We start from the raw sequence: 18,675 nt of genomic DNA, 5'->3' as shown, positions 1-18,675 counted from the left end.
GTAATAACCCTACTTGATACTTCCGGCACTTCTGCTTTAGCGCATCAAGACTCCATAGCAAATAGCCAAAATCGCCACATCTGCGAGCGCGGATTTTTCAAACACTATCGCAACACTCTCTTTTTCATCGGCTTTTTCCCACAGCTTGTGGCAGGACCTATCGTCAAGGCGCATGAGTTTTATCCACAAATCGCCACCAAATACCTAAAAACCATCGACTTTTACGCAAGCACCAAAATCCTCATTCTTGGCTATTTTCTCAAAATGGTAATCGCGGATAATTTAAAAGACCAAACCTTTTGGATGCATCCGCCTTATTTTCAAGCCTATGATGCCTTGACACTTCTAGCGCTTCTTTTTGGCTACAGCGTGCAGATTTTTGCGGACTTTGCGGGTTATAGTTTGATAGCTATCGGCGTGGCGAAACTCTTTGGCTACAACCTCCCGCAAAACTTCAATTTCCCCTATATTTCCGCATCATTCGCGGAGTTTTGGCGCAGGTGGCATATCTCGCTTTCTACTTGGCTGAAGCAATACCTCTATATCCCGCTAGGCGGGAGCAGAAAGGGCAAATTCCGCACTTATTGCAATCTTTTTATTGTTATGGCGCTTGGCGGGCTGTGGCATGGCGCGTATATTTCTTATATGGTGTGGGGCGTGTATCATGGGCTATTTTTGGCGATTGAGCGATTTTTGAAAGAGAATCTAAAGCCAGCTTTTATGACGCGCCTGCCCAGATTCTCAAATCTACTGGCACAAAGCGCGCTTGTTTATTGCGTGCGCGTGGCGTTTGTCTTTGGCGTGGTGTCGTTTGGGTGGATTCTTTTTAAGCTGCGCGATTTTAGCGATGTGGTGCTGTATGTGAGCGAGATATTTTGTGAGCCGAGCGGACAGCGTGGCAATGCGTTGTTGCTTATGATTTTATGTTATAGCGCGCCGATTTTTGTCTATTATGCGCGCTATGTGGTGTGCTTGCGGATGGAGCACAAAGGCAAAAGCCAGCAAAGCACTTGCAAATGCAGACAAATCACAGAATCCGCGCTTTTTGGCGTGCTTTTATTTTTTATCTTTACAAATAGTGGGAGTAGCGGTGCGTTTATTTATTTCCAATTTTAGTGGCATTTTGAGAATCTTTGGTGCGTTTTTAGTGCTTTTCATATTGTATAACTAGCACTTTTTGTTTTTAAGCCAAAAATCACTGCCTATCAGAATCAATGGCAGTCAAATCTGGTTTTCGCGCAAGAATATATCTATTCCTCGCATACGCCAAAAGGCGCGGTGTTAGGCTCATCTTTGGCAGCGCGCCTTGATAAGGATTTGCTAGAATCTGCTGGGATTTACAATCTCGCTTTTGCTGGCGGAAGCGTGCAAAGTGGCTTAGAAATCATTAAGCGCTCAAACAAAATCCCCCAGATTCTCTACATTGAGACAAATGTGCTTTTTGAGCGTGATGCGGATTCTGCGATGCTTGGGATTTTGTTTGATCCACTGCTTTTTAAGGCGCGTTATTACCTGCCCGCATTGCAAGAAAAATACCAGCCGCTGAATGTTTTTGCAAGCTTTATAAAGCGTTTTGGCGGGAAAAGCGATGAGGAAAAGCGTGCGATAAAGCGCGATGAAAAAATCTATAACCTAAGTATGGAGGGCTTTTTGAAGCGCTATCAGCAGCCTTTGGCTAGCTTGCCAAACTACCAAAACCGCCTAGATTCTCTCCAAAAACAACTGCAATATTTTGAAAATAAGGGTGTGAAAATCATCTTTTTCACCATGCCAATCGACCCGCTTTTGGCAAAACAGCCTCGATTTATCGAGGAAAATACCCTTTTGAAGCAAACCTTTTCTTATCCATTTTTGCCAATGCCAAAGCATAGTGAGTATGAAACCACTGATGGAATCCACCTGCTTTATGAAAGCAGCGAACGCTTTAGCAAAGAGTTTGTAAAAAACGCGCAACAAATCGCACCATAAAACTAGAATCTAAGCAAATCTTTTGCGCGCAATTATTTCTTACCACTTTTTTCTTTCTCGCTACCTCTTTTCTTTCTCACAATTTTTTCTCCCTTGCCATTTTTTCTTTTTCGCCCTCCCTTTTTCACAATTTCTTTTTCGCGCAATCCCTTGCTTTATGCTACAATAGCGCGGATATTTATAGAATCCACGCATCCAAAAGATAGAGGCAATAAATGCAAGATAAAGACGCGATGATAAATACAAACGCAGAATCCGCCATTAATGCAAACAGCGCAAACAGCGCAAATATCGCCAACGCCACAAGCGCAAGCCAAAGCACCGGCAATAGCGATCGCTTTGCGCGTAGCAGGCTGCTGTTTGATAGCGATTTTGACAAAATCCGCCAAAAGCGCGCCATCATTTTTGGCGTGGGCGGAGTCGGCGGATTTGCGCTAGATAGCCTCTATCGCACGGGACTAGGCGAGATAGTCATCGTGGATAAAGACATCTTTGATGCCACCAACCAAAACCGCCAGATAGGCTCACACCGCGTGGGCGAGCAAAAAGTAAAAGTGCTAGAGGAGCTGTATCCGGGCGTGCGCGGCGTGTGCGCGGCTGTGAGCGAGGAGAGCATCGCTAGCTTTGACATCGCTAGCTTTGATTATGTCATCGATGCGATAGATGACATCCCTGCCAAAGTCCTGCTGGCGCGCGAGTGCGCGGGCATGCGCTATGGCAGGTTTATCTGCTCCACAGGCAGTGCCAAAAAGCTAAACCCCCTAGAAATCCGCGTGGATAATATCTGGCGAAGCTATGGCGATAAATTTGCTAGAAAACTGCGCGACGCACTAAAAAAGCAGAATCTAAAAACCGGCTACAAAGTGGTGTTTAGCCCCGAGCCGCCTAGATGCAAGGGGCTTGGCAGCTTTAGCGCGGTGACAGCTAGCTTTGGGCTGCAAATCGCAAGCGAGGTGATTTGTGATATTATTCACTAGGGGCGGATTGGCGGGTCGCGGTGCTTTGGATTCTAGTGCGCGCGTGGATTCTAGTGCAAAATCTACTTTTGCTTTGGATTTTGGCGCGCGTGTTGGCGCGATTGGCAAAAGTTTAGATTCTGCTTTGCGGATAGATTCTAGCGCAGAATCTAAGCGCGGATTTTGGATTAAGCTTTTGGGCTAAGTTTTAGATTAAACTTTATCAAGGAGGCAATTATGTTGGCATTTGTAGCAAGAAACAAGGCGGATTTTGTGGGCGTTGGCGATTTGGTAGATTCTGCAAGCTTTGGCGATATCAAGGCGCCAGAATCTATGATAGCGCGACTTCTAAGCGCGCCCACTTCAGCACTCACATCACGCGCACCCACTGCGCTATTTCCAGCCACCGCGCCCTTTTCACCCAAAATGATGGATGATGAGGATGATATGGATTCTGGCGATGATTGGGATGATTTTGACGAGGATGAGGATGACTTTGATGATGGCGACTACACGCAATACGACGATGATGACTACTACAGCCCAGAATCCGAATACGAGGAGTAATGATGAAGCTACTTGCCATCCAGCATAGCTACAAAGGCTCGCGCGAAGCCACGCTAGAGTATATCGCCAAATCCGCGCGCGAGGGGCGCAAAGCGTATAGCCCAGCACTTATCGCGCTGCAAGAGCTGCATTCTAGAGAGTATTTTTGCCAAAGCGAGGATGTCGCGCATTTTGATTATGGAGATACATTTGAAGAGGATGTCGCGTTTTTCTCTAGCCTTGCTAGCGAGCTTGGCGCGGTGATTGTTAGCTCGCTGTTTGAGCGGCGTGCGAAGGGGCTGTATCACAATACCGCCGTGGTGTTTGAGAAAGATGGTAGTATCGCTGGCAAATATCGCAAAATGCATATCCCCGATGATCCTAGCTTTTATGAGAAGTTTTATTTCACGCCGGGGGATTTGGGGTTTGAGCCTATCGATACGAGTGTGGGGCGGCTTGGCGTGTTGGTGTGCTGGGATCAGTGGTATCCAGAAGCAGCGCGGATCATGGCGCTAAAGGGCGCGGAGATCCTTATCTATCCTACTGCGATTGGCTTCACGCCTAGCGATAGCGATGCTGAAAAGGCAAGGCAGCTAGATGCGTGGCGCACGATACAGCGCGCGCATGCGGTGGCAAATGGCTTGCCAGTGGTGGCGATAAATCGCGTGGGCTTTGAGGCGGATTCTAGTGGCGTGGGCGAGGGGATAGAGTTTTGGGGGCATAGCTTTGTGTGTGGCGCGCAGGGTGAGGTGCTGGCGGATTCTGATATGACAGAGCAAAATCTCGTGTGCGAGATAAATCTCGCGCGCACGGAAGAGGTGCGGCGTATATGGCCCTTTTTGCGCGATAGGCGCATCGATGCGTATGGCGATATTTTGAAGCGATTTTGCCGATGATGCGTTTTGGTGCGCTTCTTATGTGATTTATGAGGGCAAAAGCAGAATCTAAATCCGCCTAGAATCTAAAAGCTAGAATCCGCATTCTAGGAATTTGCGCGAGAATCCGCATTTAGATTCTGGTGCTAAAGCCGCGAGCGATTTAGATCTTGCCCCAAATCCACGCACCCGCGCAAAAGCCCAAAAACGAAAAAAGCCAAACCAAAACCAAACCAAGCCATTTGTAAAAACTTTTGCAAAATATCTAAACCTTAAGGAATCATCTTGCCTACACTAAGCGCGCTTTTTACCAACCCAGCATTTATCGGCGTGCTTGTCATGTGCGCGCTCTGCCTCGTGCGCTGCAATGTGCTGATAGCGCTTTTCGCCTCCGCGCTCATCGCTGGCGTGATAAGTGGTGCGAGCGTGGATGACACGCTAAACACGCTTATCAAAGGCATGTCTTCAAACCTAGAAATCGCGCTTAGCTACATTTTGCTGGGATTCCTAGCCGCCGCGATTGCCAAAAGCAACATCATAGCCCTAGCCATACACAAGCTCACGCATATCCTTAGCCATAGGCTTTTTGGCAGTAGCGTGCTTTTTTGCTTGATTATCGCTGCGTTTGCCTGCCTTTCGCAAAACCTCATCCCCGTGCATATCGCCTTCATCCCTATCCTCATCCCGCCACTTCTTGGGATTATGAATATGATGAAGCTAGATAGGCGCGCGATTGCCTGCGCGCTTACCTTTGGGCTGAAAGCGCCCTATATCACGCTGCCGGTGGGCTATGGGTTGTTTTTCCACCAAACCATTATCAAAGAGATGAATAAAAATGGATTCTCCATCACGCTAGATGACACAAGCGGCGTGCTTTGGATAGGCGGGGTGGCGATGCTTTTGGGGCTTATCATCGCGGTGGTGGCGTTTTGTGCGCGCCCTAGGGAGTATCGCGAGCGGGCTATAGAGATGCAAGAAAATCGTATCAAGCATACCAAAATAGGATTTAGCGATATTAGCATTATCGTTGGTGCGTTTGTGGCGTTTGGCATACAGATTTACACAAGCTCCATGCCACTTGGCGCGTTTGCTGGGATTGTCATCATGCTTTTGGGGCGGGGGATATTGTGGAGGGATATGGATAATATCGTGGATGATGGCATCAAGCTTATGGGATTTATCGCGTTTGTGATGCTGCTGGCGGCGGGGTTTGGCGAGGTGCTAAAATCTAGCGGCGCGGTGGATGAGCTCATCAGAATCTGCTCTTTGGTGGTAGGCGGGAAGCTCGGCGGCGCGGTGCTTATGCTAGTGCTTGGGCTGCTTATCACGATGGGGATTGGCTCATCGTTTGGCACGATATCTATTATCGCGACTTTTTATTGTCCGCTTTGTATGGAGCTTGGCTTTGGCGTAGAATCCAGCATATTGCTAGTAGGCATCGCAGCAGCACTCGGAGATGCCGGCTCGCCCGCATCTGATAGCACTATGGGGCCCACTTCTGGGCTAAACGCTGATGGCGAGCATGATCATATATGGGACACCTGCGTGCCTACATTTTTGGCGTTTAATGTCCCTTTACTCATCGCCGGCGTCATAGGCGCGATGATTTTGGGGTAAATTCTGCATGTTTTGGATGTTTTGTATATTTTGGATTCTAGCTAGATTCTAGCGCGCAGGGGGCAGAATCTATTTTTTTTTGCCTTGTTCTTTTTGTTTTATCTCATTGATACTATCTACGATGATGCCTACAATCATATTTAGGGCAATAAAACTCGCGCTCAAAATATAGCTCACAAACACAATCCACGCATAAGGATACACCTCCAAAATCGGGCGCACCACACCTTCGCTCCAGCTCTCCAGCGTCATAATCTGAAACAGCGTAAAAAAGCTTTTGCCAAGCGTGCCAAAATACGCGGGGAAGTCCTTCCCAAAGAGATTGACACACAGCACGCCATACACATAATAAAGCAAAAGCAAAATCGCCCCAATGCTCGCCACACTAGGCAAAGAGCGCGCGATGACGGAAAGCACGAATTGAATCTGCGAAAATGTCGAAAAAAGGCGCAGGATTCTCACCACGCGCAAAAAGCGCAAAACTGATATATTTCCAACTAATGGCAAAATTGAAACAAGCACCACGATAAGATCAAAAATATTAAATTTTGAGCGAAAAAATGCGCCTCTAAACGCAAAAAGTTTGAGTGCCAACTCAATGACAAAGAAATACAAACACGCAGAATCCAAAGCCTGCAAAAGCGCGCTAGATTCCAAACTAGGAAAGGTTTGTGCGCCAAGCACCAGCGCATTTAGCACCACCACAGCAAAAATAAGCCCTTGTGTTATTTTATGGTTTAGCAGATTCTGCAAATTGCTAAAGAGCTTTGGTTGTGTTTGCTTTATCATTTGGGTATGTTTTGCGTTTGAGCGCGTTTTGCCTTGCTAATTTTAACTGCCTAAGAATCCTACTCTAACACCAGCGCGCCAAGCATCACAAAAGGCATATAAGCAGGCGCACCATCTGTGTAGTAAGGATGATAAGTATCCTCCAGCTCCGTGCCGATACTCGCGCGCAGATCCAGCACCGCGCAAAGCACGCCCATGTAGCTACGCCCATCGCAGTAGCTAGCCAGCGTCTTTTCAATATATCGCGGGATAGATTCTAGCTCATCGCCCTCTTTCATGCGCTCTTTGTTTGCATACACGATTATCGCAAAAAGTCGCTACTTTCAAGCCCTCGCATTTGAGATTTTTGATATCTTTTATCTGTTTGCGCGCGTTTTTGATGATGTCAAAACACGCAGTATCAAACTCGCCATTTGCCCTTTTGCTCGCATTTAGCCAAAGGAGTTTATGCTCTATCCATATCTGCAAAGGATCTCCCTTATCTAGCTGACACCAGAAATCCACACTGCGCGTGTTTTGCTCTTTGCCCTGCGCGTTTGTTATGCGCTTTTTAGAATCCGCGCAAGAAAACGGCACCTCGCTCTCCACATAAGGCGTGAGCGAAAACAGCGCACCCGCGATGCCAGCGTAACCCATGCGCTCATTATACACCAGCGGAAAATCGCCGATGCCTTTTTGGATTTTGAGATTTATCTCAAAAAGCTTCTTTGCAAAGTTGTCAAAAAAGCTTTTAAACTTCCTGCCATTGGTGAAACTATCGCTTGAATAATATTTGTCGAGCAAATAATAGCTGGTGTATTTGCCGAGGGTTTGCATAGTTTTATCCTTGTTTGAGATTTTCTTATTTGCAATTGCAGAAATTACAAATAACAGAATCTCGCAGGGATTGTCCTGCGATTTTAGCCAAGCAGCTCGTGGCTTTTAGTCGGACTTTTAGAACAAGAATTTCTCGCAAAACTCGCGCTAGAACTAGAGCTTCCGCAATATTTGCAAATATATTTTGAAAGCTTTTCTGTTGCATTCATAAGCTCGTGGCTTTTGGTTGGGCTTTTTGAGCAAGAATTTCTTGCAAAGCTTGCATTAGAACTTTGAGAGCCACAATGTTTGCATGTGTAAACAACCATGTTTTGTCCTTTGTGTTTTGGAATTTAAAAAACAAAGGAATTCTAGCCAATAGTCCTACACTTAATCGATACTTAAATTATACTTTATCTATAATATAACACTCTATAATGCGTTTTATGAAAGTAGTCGAGCGGATAAACGAAATATTAAAGCACAAAAATATCACCAAAAAAGAGCTGGCAAGGCGGCTCATCGCGCTAGATATGCGCGCGCACAAAACCGGCGAAGTCCCCACAGAATCCAGCATCTACGCCTACCTAAATGGCAATATCGATATAAAAGCCGATATGCTGCCTTTTATCGCGGAGGCGCTTGGGGTGTGCGAACAGGAGCTTTTTGTCGATGAGTCCAAAAGCGAGAAGATTATCAAAAAACTTTATGCGCAGGATTATAGCTATAACAAATACAAAAATATTATCGATTTACTAGAATATGTATCGCCAAAGACAATAGAAACGTTAGAAAAAACGCTATCCCAGCACAAGCTAAAAACGCAAGCATTCAATGAGATGATAAGCAAGATGCTAGTCTAAACCCGCGCATTTGCGCATATTTGCGCCCATTGTGTCAATACCAACACCAACTGCGCCAACTAAATTTGCCTAAATTTGTAAAGTCGTCATTGCTAAAGAATCAAAATCCGCTAGGATTTTTCAGTCAAATCAAATCTTCGTGCTTTAGCGCGGCACCTTGAAAGGCTGACAGGGGTAAGGGGGTGCAGGGGGACTAGGGGGCGGTCTTGCCAAAGCGTTAGCTTCTTTAGCAATTTAAGCCCCCTGTCCCCCTGCAAGAAGATGGCGACTAGCAGCAAGGATAAAGGCGAAAGGCTAGCGACTAAAAGGCTAGAATCTAAAAAATGTCTGTCTTAGTCGCATTTTGGGTTTGTCGGGTTTGCTTAATTTAAGATTTGAATTTTGCATAGATTATGTGATGTAGAATCTAGGATATGCGCTTGCCGCGAAAATTTGATTTAACTGAAAATTTGCGGGCAAATTTTGGATTCTAGTTTTTTAAAACTAGAATCTTTTTATAGATTGCTTCGTCGCTTCGCTCCTCGCAATGACGATTTTGCCACTATTTGCGTTTTTTGTCATTGCGAGCCGATTTATCGGCGAAGCAATCCACTTTGTAATACCCAAAAAACTGCAAAATTTAGATTCTGCATAAATCAAGAGCCCACACCTCTTTTTTCTTAAATAGATTGCTCCATCGCTCCATTCCCTCGCGATCCTTAATAATCTCGCCAGCCAAAATAACTCAAACAACCTCACTTGCCAAGCCGCATTTCCCCGCCGATGATTACCTGCTCGACTTTGCCAGCGAGCTTGCGCCCATGATATGGGCTAAACGCATCTTGCACGCAGATGCTAGAATCTAGATCGGCGATGATGACATCCGCGTCGCTGCCGCATTCTATGCCGCCTTTGGCTAGGTTTAGCGCGCGCGCTTGGTTTTTGGCAGTCAGCTCGCTGAAGCGCGAAAGGCTGATGATGCCGGGCTTCACGAGATACTCCACACCTAGAGCAAAATATATCTCAAACGCATCGATTCCAAAGCTAGCGCTTTCAAACACTTGGTCTTTTTGCGAGTTGAAACTATCGCTTTGCAGGCATGTCAGCATATCGATTTGCGAGGTGAGCGCATCGCGTAAAAATGCGCGCGTGGCGCTGTCTTTTAGCGGCGGGAGTAGCTTAAACCTCGTATCAAAGCCCGCGCAATCCTCATCGCTAAGTATCAGATGATGTATCGAAGTCTGCGCCAAAATCTGCGCGCCAGTGCTTTTAAAAAACTCGATGATTCGCAAAGATTCTACCTCGCTTATGACATCAAACACCCATTTTGTCTTGCTAAATCGCGCCATCTCACAAAGCCTAGCCACCTCCATGCTCTGCGCGATAGTAGGGATGCCCGGCAGTCCTAGTCTCGTCGATACCGCGCCCTCATTTATCGCGCCTTCACTCAGGCTAGAATCCTGCGCACTCGCAAATATCGGGATTTCTAGCATTTGTGCGTATTGTGCGATTTTGTAGAGCGCGTAGCCTTGCGCGCCGTTTGCGGATTCTAGGCAGATGGCTCTAGCGCCCGATGACACAAGCGATGCTATCTCGCACATCCGCCCGTCTTTGTAAGGCGCAAGGGAAGGCAAAAAATGCACGCTAAGCGCAGAATCTAGCGACAAAATCAGCTCGATTATGGATTCTGTGTCGATTCTTGGGGTGGTGTCTGCGCGCAGTAGCACGCTGCCGATGCCGCCATTTAGCGCTTTTTGCGTGAGGGATTCTAGGTTTTTGCGCGAGAGGGATTTGTTTTTGGGGTAGGCGATGTCTATCATGGCAGGCATGATGACTTTGTGCGCGCACTCGATGACGCGCTCATTTTGCTTTGGCGCTAGATTCTCGCCTATTTGGGCTATTTTGCCTTCTTCTATACGCACATCTGCTTTGCGCTCTTGGCTATAGTCGCATATCACGCCATTTTTTAGTAGCATCTTGCCTCCTTTTGTGTTATTGTCCCATAGCCCACGCGCTTATCGCGCTTAGATTCCCGCTCATGATGAGAATCCCCACGATGATGAGCAAAATCCCAGCGATGATTTCTATCGCGCGCATGTATTTTTTGAGCCCATCGAGGAACTCAAACCCGCGCTCAAGCACAAGTGCTAGCAGCAAAAATGGCACCGCAAGCCCGCAGGCATACAGCACCAAAAGCATCACACCATAGCTAGAAGTGCCAGCCATAAGCGCAATCGCGCCAAATATAGGACCCGTGCAGGGCGTCCAGCCTAGCGCGAAGCTAACCCCTAGCAAAAAGGGCGCGAGAATCCGAAAAATCCTGCTTCTAAGCACGATGTCAAAGCGTTTGGTTTTATACAGCAGCTTGATACGATAAATGCCTAGAAAATGCACGCCAAAGCATAGCACAACAAGTCCAGCGATGAGATTTACCACCGCAGAATCTAGCCAAAAAATCGCCCGACTAAGTGCGAGCCCAAGCCCCACAAACACCAGCCCAAAGCCTAGCACAAAGCCACAAGCCCTAGCAAAAATCGCAAGGCGCAAGCCGCGCTTAGAATGCGCGTATCTAAGCTCTTGGAGCGAGACGCCAGAGATATAGGACATATACGCGGGGACTAGCGGCAGCACGCAAGGCGACAAAAACGACAGCACGCCAGCCACGAGTGCGACAAGCAGAGGTGCTGCGCCCACGCCGCTATAAAATGCGCTAAGGAGGAGTTCTTCCATGGGTTATGCCTTTGGGTTTTGTGCTTTTTGCGTCAGAATCTAAACGCGCTAGAATCTAGATTTGCAATTTGCGCGCGCCACACAAAATATTTGCGCGCGATTAGATTCTGGCATTGTAGCTAGTTTTGTTTGAAAGCACGATTATGCACGCCAAACTTAAAATATAAAACGCAGAAATATAAAATGCAAAATCCGCCCTAGCAAAAATCGCAAGGCGCAAGCCAAAAGCTTTTGCCAAAAGATTCTGCTAGAAAACTTTTTCAAAAACTCTCACTCAAGGATTCTACCCCAGAATCTAGCTAAAACCCTAGCTAAAGACTCCAGCCAAGCCCCAGCGTTTCAAAAGCGTAGCCGGCTCAATCCCCCTCAAACCCCTCGATAAAAAACCCTTTTTCATTGATAGCGATAGGATATGTTTTGCCCTCTTTTAGATCGATGAGGTAGCATTGCTCCAGCGTCTCCGCCTGCGCGCGCTCGATGGGGATCTGTCGCATCCGCGCAAAAACCTCATCGATATCCTCACAAAGTGCCGGAAACCCAAACATACTTAGCTTATATTGAAACTCCATTTTACTCCTTTATTTGATTTGCGTAAAGTTTTGATTTGCATGAAATCTTTAATTTGCGCGAAGGTATTTGATTCGAATGAAGCATTCGATTTGTGCAAAATTCGCCCAAAAATCATCAACATCCCAACTCACCGCCCAAAAAGCTTGCTATGCGAGCCCACATCCAAGCAATACAAAACCAGCTCATCAGCCCTTTTTTGGTATATCAAAAGCAAGTCAGGCTTAATATGACACTCTCTAAAATCTTTTAGATTCCCTATAAGCCTATGGTCGTTATACTTTGCGTCCAGCACTTCATCATTTATCAGTTTTTCTACCACGATTTTGAAGGCTTCTTTGTCGCTGTCCGAAAGCTTTTTTAGCGATTTTTTGCAGGTGGCAGCGAGCTTTATTTGGTATGTGGAGGGCTTGATGTTTGTCATCGTATATCCGACATCATCGCTTCAATACTTTCATAAGTGCTAACTTCCCCATTTTCCACTTCTTTGATAGCTTGCAATAGCTCTTTGCTAGGCGTTTTTCTTTTTGTGAGTGCGTTTTTTACTAGATTTTGCTCTAGCTTTAGGATTTTGATTTCTGCTTGTAGTTTTTCTACTTTTGCTTGCTTTGTATTTAGCATGCTTTGCAATCTTTTTGCGCTATATTTACTATAATCTTTTGTTTGCAAATCTTTCGCTCGCGCTGGTGCGCGCTCTGTGCGCGTTGTTTGTGCTTGTGTTGCTTGCATTGTGCGCTCCTTTGATGCTTTGCTTTTGTGCTTTTTGCTCTTATTTCACGCCACTATACAGAAAAAAGCATAATATTTGCTAAAATACCGCTTTTATTTATCATACATTTTAAGGATAACCCATGAAAACACTTATCTCTACGCGCGATTCCAAAGCGCCAAGCGTGGATTTTGCCAGCGCCATCCTCTCGCCAAACGCCGCAAATGGCGGGCTCTACACGCTGCCCTCACTTCCTCATATAGATTTTGAGGTGTTTTTGGATGATAGCTATGCGGCACTTTGCGAGGATGTCTTTGGTGTGCTAGGCATTGACATAGCGCCTGATATTTTGCACGCTGCTTTGCAAAGCTATGCGCGCTTTGACACCCCGGAGAATCCAGCGCCCATCACCAAGCTAGATAATGCCTTTTTCCTAGAGCTTTATCATGGTCCCACAAGAGCGTTTAAAGATATGGCGCTTTGCCCTTTTGGCGAGGTGTTTAGCGCGCTTGCTAAGAAAAGAGAGCAAAACTACCTCATCCTCACCGCCACAAGCGGCGACACGGGACCAGCCACGCTGGAGAGCTTTGCAAACAAGCCAAATATCAAAGTCGTCTGCCTCTATCCACGCGGCGGGACTAGCGATGTGCAAGCATTGCAGATGACTACCAATGATGCCAAAAATATCAATGTCATAGGGATTGAAGGCAATTTTGATGACGCACAAAGCCTACTAAAAGATCTGCTAAAAAACGCGCATTTCAAATCCGCGCTAGAATCCAAAGGCTATGCGCTCTCCGCGGCAAACTCGGTGAATTTCGGGCGCATTGCATTTCAGATAATCTACTACATCTGGGGCTATCTTAGCATGGTAAAAAGCAAACATATCATCTATGGCGAGAAAATCTATGTAATCGTGCCAAGCGGGAATTTTGGCAATGCTTTGGGCGTGTTTTTTGCCAAAATGATGGGGCTTCCGATAGAGCAAATCATCATCGCTAGCAATGCAAACAACATCCTAAGCGAACTTATCCTAACCGGAATCTATGACATCGCAGACAAAAAACTTGCCAAAACCATTTCGCCCGCGATGGATATACTAAAAAGCTCCAATGTCGAGCGCATTTTGTTCGCGCTTTTTGGCGATGAAGAGACAAAACGCCTGCTAAACCTCCTAGAATCCGAAAAATGCTACACCCTGCGCCCAGATGAAATCGCCTGCTTGCACGAGCATTTTGGCGCGTGGTGGGGCGATGATAAGCGCACACGACAAATCATCAAGCAAGCCTATGAAAAAGGCTACATCCTAGATCCACACACTGCCCTTGGCTATGGCGCGTATCTTGAGCTTTGCGCCAACCACAAAGCGCTTATTTGCTCGACTGCGGAGTGGAGTAAATTCGCGCCAAGCGTGGTAGAATCTATATTTGATGAGAAGCTAAGCGATTATGATGCGATAGAAAAAATGCTCTCACATGGCACTACAATCGGCTCACATATAAAAGAGCTTTTCAAAAAGCCGCTGGTGCATACAAAAGTGCTGCCTACAAGCGATGTTTCAGATGCGATAATCAAGTGGCTTTAGCGTTTAAGCAAGCATTGATAAAAATTAGCTATAATCCACGCTTTTAGCAGAGAATCTAAATTTGCAAGAATTTAATTGCAGAATCTAGTTTTATAGAATCTAGTTTTGCAAGAATCTAAGCGCGAGCTAGAGCAGAATCCAAAATCTAGCACCAAACCACAAACCAAAGGACACGCATGGCGATAGATGAGAATAAGAAAAAAGCAATCGAGCTAGCCCTAAAGCAAGTCGATAAGGCGTTTGGCAAGGGCGCGCTCGTGCGCTTGGGCGATAAGCAAGTCGAAAAAATAGATTCTATCGCGACAGGCTCGCTGGGGCTTGATATGGCGCTAGGCATCGGTGGTGTGCCAAAAGGGCGCATCATCGAGATATATGGACCAGAATCTAGCGGTAAAACGACGCTTTCACTGCAAATCGTCGCAGAATGCCAAAAAAATGGCGGGATAGCCGCGTTTATCGATGCGGAGCACGCGCTTGATGTGTATTATGCCAAACGCTTGGGCGTGGATACGGAGAATCTACTTGTCTCACAGCCTGATAATGGCGAGCAAGCGCTAGAAATCCTAGAGACGCTTACGCGCAGTGGCGCGGTGGATTTGGTGGTTATAGATTCTGTGGCAGCACTCACGCCAAAAGCAGAAATCGATGGCGATATGGGCGATCAGCATGTGGGCTTGCAGGCTAGGCTTATGAGCCACGCGCTACGCAAAATCACCGGCGCTTTGCATAAAATGAACACCACGCTCATTTTCATCAACCAAATCCGCATGAAAATCGGCATGATGGGCTATGGAAGCCCAGAGACGACGACAGGCGGGAATGCGCTGAAATTTTATGCGAGCGTGCGTATCGACATCCGCCGCATCGCTTCACTCAAGCAAAACGAGCAGCACATCGGCAATCGCGTGAAAGCCAAAGTGGTGAAAAACAAAGTCGCGCCACCTTTTAGAGAGGCGGAGTTTGATATTATGTTTGGCGAGGGGATAAGCCGCGAGGGCGAGATAATCGACTATGGTATCAAGCTAGATATCGTCGATAAAAGTGGCGCGTGGCTTAGCTACAAGGACAAAAAGCTAGGGCAAGGGCGCGAGAATGCTAAGGCGTTTTTGAAAGAAAACAAGGCGCTTGCCGATGAAATCACGGCTAAGATAAAAGAGCAAATCGGCACGAGCGAAGAGATACTGCCTTTGCCAGATGAGCCCGAAGGCGAAGAGCAGGCGTAGGCGCAATATCGCCAAGTGTCGCTAAGTGTTGCTTCAAATATCGCTTGATGAAGCGCGCGGCGCGCGAAAATGCTAGAATCAAGATTCTAAATCTAGCTAGAATCCAAACCGGCTAAAAACGCCAGATGCGCCAGAATCTAGGCCAAACTAGAATCTAAGCCAAACTAGAATCCAAATCTAGCTTAAAAGCGCCCAAAGCACCAGAATCTAAAAAATCCAAACACCACAAAAGGAGCATGTATGGTTTATATCGATAATGTCTATGCGCAAGAAGTGCTGGATTCTCGCGGGAATCCAACGGTTAGAGCAAGTGTCGTGCTAAGTGATGGCACACTAGAATCCGCTATCGTCCCAAGTGGCGCAAGCACAGGCAAAAGAGAGGCGCTAGAGCTGCGCGATGGCGACAAGAAGCGCTACCTTGGCAAAGGCGTGCTAAAAGCTTGCGAAAATGTCGATACGATAATCTCTGATGCGCTTATCGGCGTAAGTCCTTATGACCAAGGGCTAGTAGATTCTATGCTAAAAAGCCTAGATAGCACGCACAATTATGGCAATCTTGGCGCAAACGCCGTGCTTGGCGTATCTATGGCAGTAGCGCGCGCGGCGGCGAGCAGTCTAAACCTGCCTTTGTATCGCTATCTTGGCGGGGCGAATGCTATCACGCTTCCCGTGCCTATGCTAAATATCATAAATGGCGGCAGCCACGCGGATAACACGGTGGATTTTCAAGAATATATGATTATGCCGCTAGGATTTGATAGCTTTGGCGAGGCGCTGCGCGCGAGTGCGGAGGTGTATCAGCATCTCAAAAAGATTTTGAAAGATAGCGGACATATCACTAGCATCGGTGATGAGGGCGGCTTCGCGCCAAACCTAAAAACAAACGCCGAGCCAATCGAAATAATCCTAAAAGCTATCGAGACAGCGGGCTATAAGCCCGGCGAGCATATCGCTATCGCGCTTGATGTGGCAAGTAGCGAGCTTGTCGATGAAAGCGGGATTTACAACCTTGAGGGCGAGGGCAGGAAGCTAGATTCTGCTGGCATGGTGGAGTATTATGAACAGCTTTGCGCGAAATATCCTATCGTGTCTATCGAGGATGGTTTGAGCGAGGATGACTGGGCTGGGTGGAAGCTACTGACAGAAAAGCTAGGGCAAAAAGTGCAGCTAGTGGGCGATGATTTGTTTGTGACAAATCACGAAATCCTAGCGCATGGCATCGAGCAAAACATCGCTAATGCAATCCTTATCAAGCCAAACCAAATAGGCTCTGTAAGCGAGACAATGCAAACCGTGCGCCTAGCGCAAAGAAACGCGTATCGCTGCATCATGAGCCATCGAAGCGGGGAAAGCGAAGATAGCTTTATAGCGGATTTTGCGATAGCGCTAAACACAGGTGAGATCAAAACCGGCTCGACGGCAAGAAGTGAGCGCATGAGTAAATACAACCGCTTGCTAGAGATAGAAAAAGACATTGCCAACGCGCATTATCTAGGAAAAGAGCTATTCAAAAAATAAGGCAAGGGCGATGAGACGACTTTGGGGGACGCTAAGCATACCGAATCTCTGGTATGCCATCTATACCAAAAGGCTATTTATCTATGGCTTTTTTGGCGTGGTGGTGTGCGGCGTTTATATCGGGTTTTTGCTATTTGGCGAAAACTCGCTAGAAGTGCTGCTAAGCAATATCTCCCTGCGTGATGAACTCACCGCGCAAGTAAGCGAGCTGCAAAGCCAAAATGCGCGCTTGCAAAAAGATCTCTTTGAGCTAAGAGGACTGGAGCCATGAAAATGCTAAGAATGTGGTGGGATATATTAACGCGCGAGGCAGAATCTAGCACTTTAGATTCTAAGGGGCTGGATTTTGGTGTGGATTTTAGGGGGTTAGATTCTGGCGTAGATTTTAGCGACTTGGATTCTGTGGCCAAATCCAAACTAGAATCTAAATCAGAATCCAAAATAGTGGCAATATCTAGCAATTTTTGCGATTTTTTCAGCGCGCTAGATTCTAGGATTTTTGGCAAACCAGAATCTAAAGCGCTAGAATCCAAAGCGCCAGAATCTAAAGCTCTAAGTTTTTCTAGCGCGCTAGATTCTGCTAGACTTTCTAGGCTTTCTGCCAGATTTTTTGCGCTTAGATTTTTTACACTCCTTACGCCGCTTGTCTTTATACTCGCGCTTTTTGCGCTATTTTTCGGTGCAAGGCTTGAGGCGAGGGAGAATCCATTTGAGCCAGTCATCCAGCCCCAAGAAGATAGCTTCACCTCGCGCAATGGCAAAGAATATTTCAAAGACCTTGATTTCAAGCTCCCAAGCACCGCCAGAATCCTAAAAGAAATCACCATCACCTACCAAAACATCGATGGCTCGACTGAAACCAAAACCATCCCCATAGATGAAAGCATCGATTGGCACTACCCGCTTTTGCTGACACAAAAGAGTGCGATTATCAGCGAGGATGTGCAGTATTTTACGATTAAACCTTTTGAGTTTTTCACGCAGGGTAATAAATTTTACCTCTACACAAGCGCGCCTATCGTGCGCTCATTTGTCCTGCCAGCACCCTATCGCATCGTGATAGATTTGGAAAAAAAGGTAGAGCATCCAAGCGGCGCGGTGCAGCTAGGCGTGAAATATTTCTCCAAAGTATCAGTCGGCATGCACAAAGATTTTTACCGCTTTGTCATCACGCTTGATGGGCAATATCGCTATGATATCAGCAAAGATGGCGATTATTACATCATCTCGGTGCAGTAGTCTAGGCGATGCCACCTTTATCTGCGCCTTGTGATATGCCACAAATAAGCCACCCCAAAGATTCTAGCGCGCGCGCATTTGCCACGCCTGCGGATAATATCGTGCTAATCGGCTTTATGGGAAGCGGCAAAAGCACGCTAGCACAAGCCCTAGCGCTAGAATCTAGCCGCTTTATGTTAGATTCTGATGCGCTCATACAGCAGCGCGTGGGGCAGAGTGTGAAAGAATATTTCGCAAGCTTTGGCGAAGCGGCGTTTCGCGCGCGCGAGGCGGAGTTTATCGCGTGGGTGAGTAGCAGCGTGCGCGGCGCTATCATCGCCACAGGCGGGGGCATGCCAATATTTCACAGCGTCAAAGAAATGGGGCTAGTCGTGTATCTGCGCGCGGAGTTTGATGCGATATGTGCTAGGCTAGATAGCGAGCAAATCGCTATGCGTCCGCTTTTTGGCGATATGGATAATGCGCGCAGGCTTTTTGACTCAAGGCGCGCGCTCTATGAAAAAAGCGCACATCTCACCATAGACGCCACCAAACCCCCCCACACCCTCACCCAAGAAATCCTCCACCACCAATCACGCTAGCTTAGACATAACACCAGCAAATTTGCCTTGATAAATCTGGTCGCGCAACTCGTTGTTTAACCAACTTTGTTCCAACATATAAAAACCATAATCACCAGAATCTACATTGTCAAATTAATCTGCCTGCCGCATTCC

At 46.8% G+C, this 18,675-nt stretch carries 23 protein-coding genes; 14 read left to right on the top strand and 9 right to left on the bottom strand.

Annotated features, from left to right (window positions below; translation table 11 throughout):
- From BKN38_RS01195 to BKN38_RS01165, 7 genes are all read left to right on the top strand, one after another.
- The coding region (locus BKN38_RS01195; protein ID WP_066458000.1) for an MBOAT family protein at positions 1-1,116 on the top strand (1,116 nt) is incomplete at its 5' end.
- Positions 1,117-1,278: 162 nt separating this feature from the next.
- Positions 1,279-1,968 (top strand): hypothetical protein, encoded by a 690-nt coding sequence (locus BKN38_RS01190; RefSeq protein WP_143000173.1) that lies wholly within the window; start codon positions 1,279-1,281, stop codon positions 1,966-1,968.
- A gap of 215 nt (positions 1,969-2,183) precedes the next feature.
- Positions 2,184-2,945: a ThiF family adenylyltransferase gene (locus BKN38_RS01185; RefSeq protein WP_233713047.1), complete on the top strand. Its 762-nt coding sequence runs from the start codon at positions 2,184-2,186 to the stop codon at positions 2,943-2,945.
- Between the two features lie 7 nt (positions 2,946-2,952).
- Positions 2,953-3,129 carry a hypothetical protein gene (locus BKN38_RS10895; RefSeq protein ID WP_156528300.1) on the top strand — a complete coding sequence of 59 codons (177 nt, stop codon included), beginning with the start codon at positions 2,953-2,955 and terminating at the stop codon, positions 3,127-3,129.
- 32 nt (positions 3,130-3,161) lie between these two features.
- Complete coding sequence (locus BKN38_RS01180; RefSeq protein ID WP_066457994.1) at positions 3,162-3,491, top strand: hypothetical protein; 330 nt, start codon at positions 3,162-3,164, stop codon at positions 3,489-3,491.
- A gap of 2 nt (positions 3,492-3,493) precedes the next feature.
- Positions 3,494-4,366, top strand: coding sequence for a carbon-nitrogen hydrolase (locus BKN38_RS01175; protein WP_066457992.1), 873 nt, complete (start codon positions 3,494-3,496; stop codon positions 4,364-4,366).
- A 264-nt stretch (positions 4,367-4,630) separates the two neighbouring features.
- Complete coding sequence (locus BKN38_RS01165) at positions 4,631-5,962, top strand: Na+/H+ antiporter family protein (protein WP_104720848.1); 1,332 nt, start codon at positions 4,631-4,633, stop codon at positions 5,960-5,962.
- 69 nt (positions 5,963-6,031) lie between these two features.
- Here the strand turns inward: BKN38_RS01165 and BKN38_RS01160 are convergent, their stop codons facing one another.
- Genes BKN38_RS01160 through BKN38_RS01150 form a run of 3 tightly spaced genes read right to left on the bottom strand, consistent with a single transcriptional unit; the run spans position 6,032 to position 7,567 of the window.
- Positions 6,032-6,751 (bottom strand): ion transporter, encoded by a 720-nt coding sequence (locus tag BKN38_RS01160; RefSeq protein ID WP_066457984.1) that lies wholly within the window; start codon positions 6,749-6,751, stop codon positions 6,032-6,034.
- A 59-nt stretch (positions 6,752-6,810) separates the two neighbouring features.
- On the bottom strand, positions 6,811-7,029 hold the full coding sequence (locus BKN38_RS01155; RefSeq protein WP_066457982.1) for a hypothetical protein: 219 nt from the start codon (positions 7,027-7,029) through the stop codon (positions 6,811-6,813).
- Entirely contained in the window at positions 7,013-7,567 is a 555-nt protein-coding gene (locus BKN38_RS01150) for a hypothetical protein (RefSeq protein ID WP_066457980.1), read from the bottom strand. The genes BKN38_RS01155 and BKN38_RS01150 overlap by 17 nt, the downstream gene beginning before the upstream one ends.
- Before the next feature lie 425 nt (positions 7,568-7,992).
- On the opposite strand from BKN38_RS01150, the gene BKN38_RS01140 reads away from it, so the two are divergent.
- Complete coding sequence (locus tag BKN38_RS01140; protein WP_066457962.1) at positions 7,993-8,409, top strand: helix-turn-helix transcriptional regulator; 417 nt, start codon at positions 7,993-7,995, stop codon at positions 8,407-8,409.
- A 734-nt stretch (positions 8,410-9,143) separates the two neighbouring features.
- Here the strand turns inward: BKN38_RS01140 and BKN38_RS01135 are convergent.
- From BKN38_RS01135 to BKN38_RS01115, 6 genes are all read right to left on the bottom strand, one after another.
- Positions 9,144-10,364: an amidohydrolase family protein gene (locus tag BKN38_RS01135; RefSeq protein WP_066455012.1), complete on the bottom strand. Its 1,221-nt coding sequence runs from the start codon at positions 10,362-10,364 to the stop codon at positions 9,144-9,146.
- 16 nt (positions 10,365-10,380) lie between these two features.
- Positions 10,381-11,118 (bottom strand): cytochrome c biogenesis CcdA family protein, encoded by a 738-nt coding sequence (locus BKN38_RS01130; protein WP_066455016.1) that lies wholly within the window; start codon positions 11,116-11,118, stop codon positions 10,381-10,383.
- Between the two features lie 100 nt (positions 11,119-11,218).
- Positions 11,219-11,356 (bottom strand): hypothetical protein, encoded by a 138-nt coding sequence (locus tag BKN38_RS10890; protein WP_156528168.1) that lies wholly within the window; start codon positions 11,354-11,356, stop codon positions 11,219-11,221.
- Positions 11,357-11,474: 118 nt separating this feature from the next.
- Positions 11,475-11,687 (bottom strand): hypothetical protein, encoded by a 213-nt coding sequence (locus BKN38_RS01125; protein ID WP_066455018.1) that lies wholly within the window; start codon positions 11,685-11,687, stop codon positions 11,475-11,477.
- 128 nt (positions 11,688-11,815) lie between these two features.
- Complete coding sequence (locus BKN38_RS01120) at positions 11,816-12,109, bottom strand: type II toxin-antitoxin system YafQ family toxin (RefSeq protein ID WP_066455021.1); 294 nt, start codon at positions 12,107-12,109, stop codon at positions 11,816-11,818.
- Entirely contained in the window at positions 12,106-12,414 is a 309-nt protein-coding gene (locus BKN38_RS01115) for a hypothetical protein (protein ID WP_066455023.1), read from the bottom strand. Before BKN38_RS01115 ends, BKN38_RS01120 begins: the two co-directional genes overlap by 4 nt.
- Before the next feature lie 122 nt (positions 12,415-12,536).
- Here BKN38_RS01115 and thrC point away from each other — a divergent pair, with 122 nt between their 5' ends.
- The 6 genes from thrC (at position 12,537) to BKN38_RS01085 (ending at position 18,540) form a co-directional block, all read left to right on the top strand.
- Complete coding sequence (gene thrC / locus BKN38_RS01110; protein WP_066455029.1) at positions 12,537-13,979, top strand: threonine synthase; 1,443 nt, start codon at positions 12,537-12,539, stop codon at positions 13,977-13,979.
- A 176-nt stretch (positions 13,980-14,155) separates the two neighbouring features.
- Positions 14,156-15,202 carry a recombinase RecA gene (recA, locus tag BKN38_RS01105; protein ID WP_066455030.1) on the top strand — a complete coding sequence of 349 codons (1,047 nt, stop codon included), beginning with the start codon at positions 14,156-14,158 and terminating at the stop codon, positions 15,200-15,202.
- A gap of 240 nt (positions 15,203-15,442) precedes the next feature.
- Positions 15,443-16,720, top strand: coding sequence for a phosphopyruvate hydratase (eno, locus tag BKN38_RS01100; protein ID WP_066455032.1), 1,278 nt, complete (start codon positions 15,443-15,445; stop codon positions 16,718-16,720).
- A gap of 10 nt (positions 16,721-16,730) precedes the next feature.
- Positions 16,731-16,991 (top strand): hypothetical protein, encoded by a 261-nt coding sequence (locus tag BKN38_RS01095; protein WP_082942502.1) that lies wholly within the window; start codon positions 16,731-16,733, stop codon positions 16,989-16,991.
- Entirely contained in the window at positions 16,988-17,959 is a 972-nt protein-coding gene (locus BKN38_RS10180) for an AMIN domain-containing protein (protein ID WP_082942503.1), read from the top strand. The genes BKN38_RS01095 and BKN38_RS10180 overlap by 4 nt, the downstream gene beginning before the upstream one ends.
- A gap of 8 nt (positions 17,960-17,967) precedes the next feature.
- Positions 17,968-18,540, top strand: coding sequence for a shikimate kinase (locus BKN38_RS01085; protein WP_082942504.1), 573 nt, complete (start codon positions 17,968-17,970; stop codon positions 18,538-18,540).
- Positions 18,541-18,675: the final 135 nt, after the last annotated feature.

This window comes from Helicobacter sp. CLO-3 (assembly GCF_001854545.1).
Lineage (GTDB): Bacteria > Campylobacterota > Campylobacteria > Campylobacterales > Helicobacteraceae > Helicobacter_B.
Note: the sequence above shows the minus strand (reverse complement) of the source record. Positions and strands in the feature narration are given on the sequence as shown.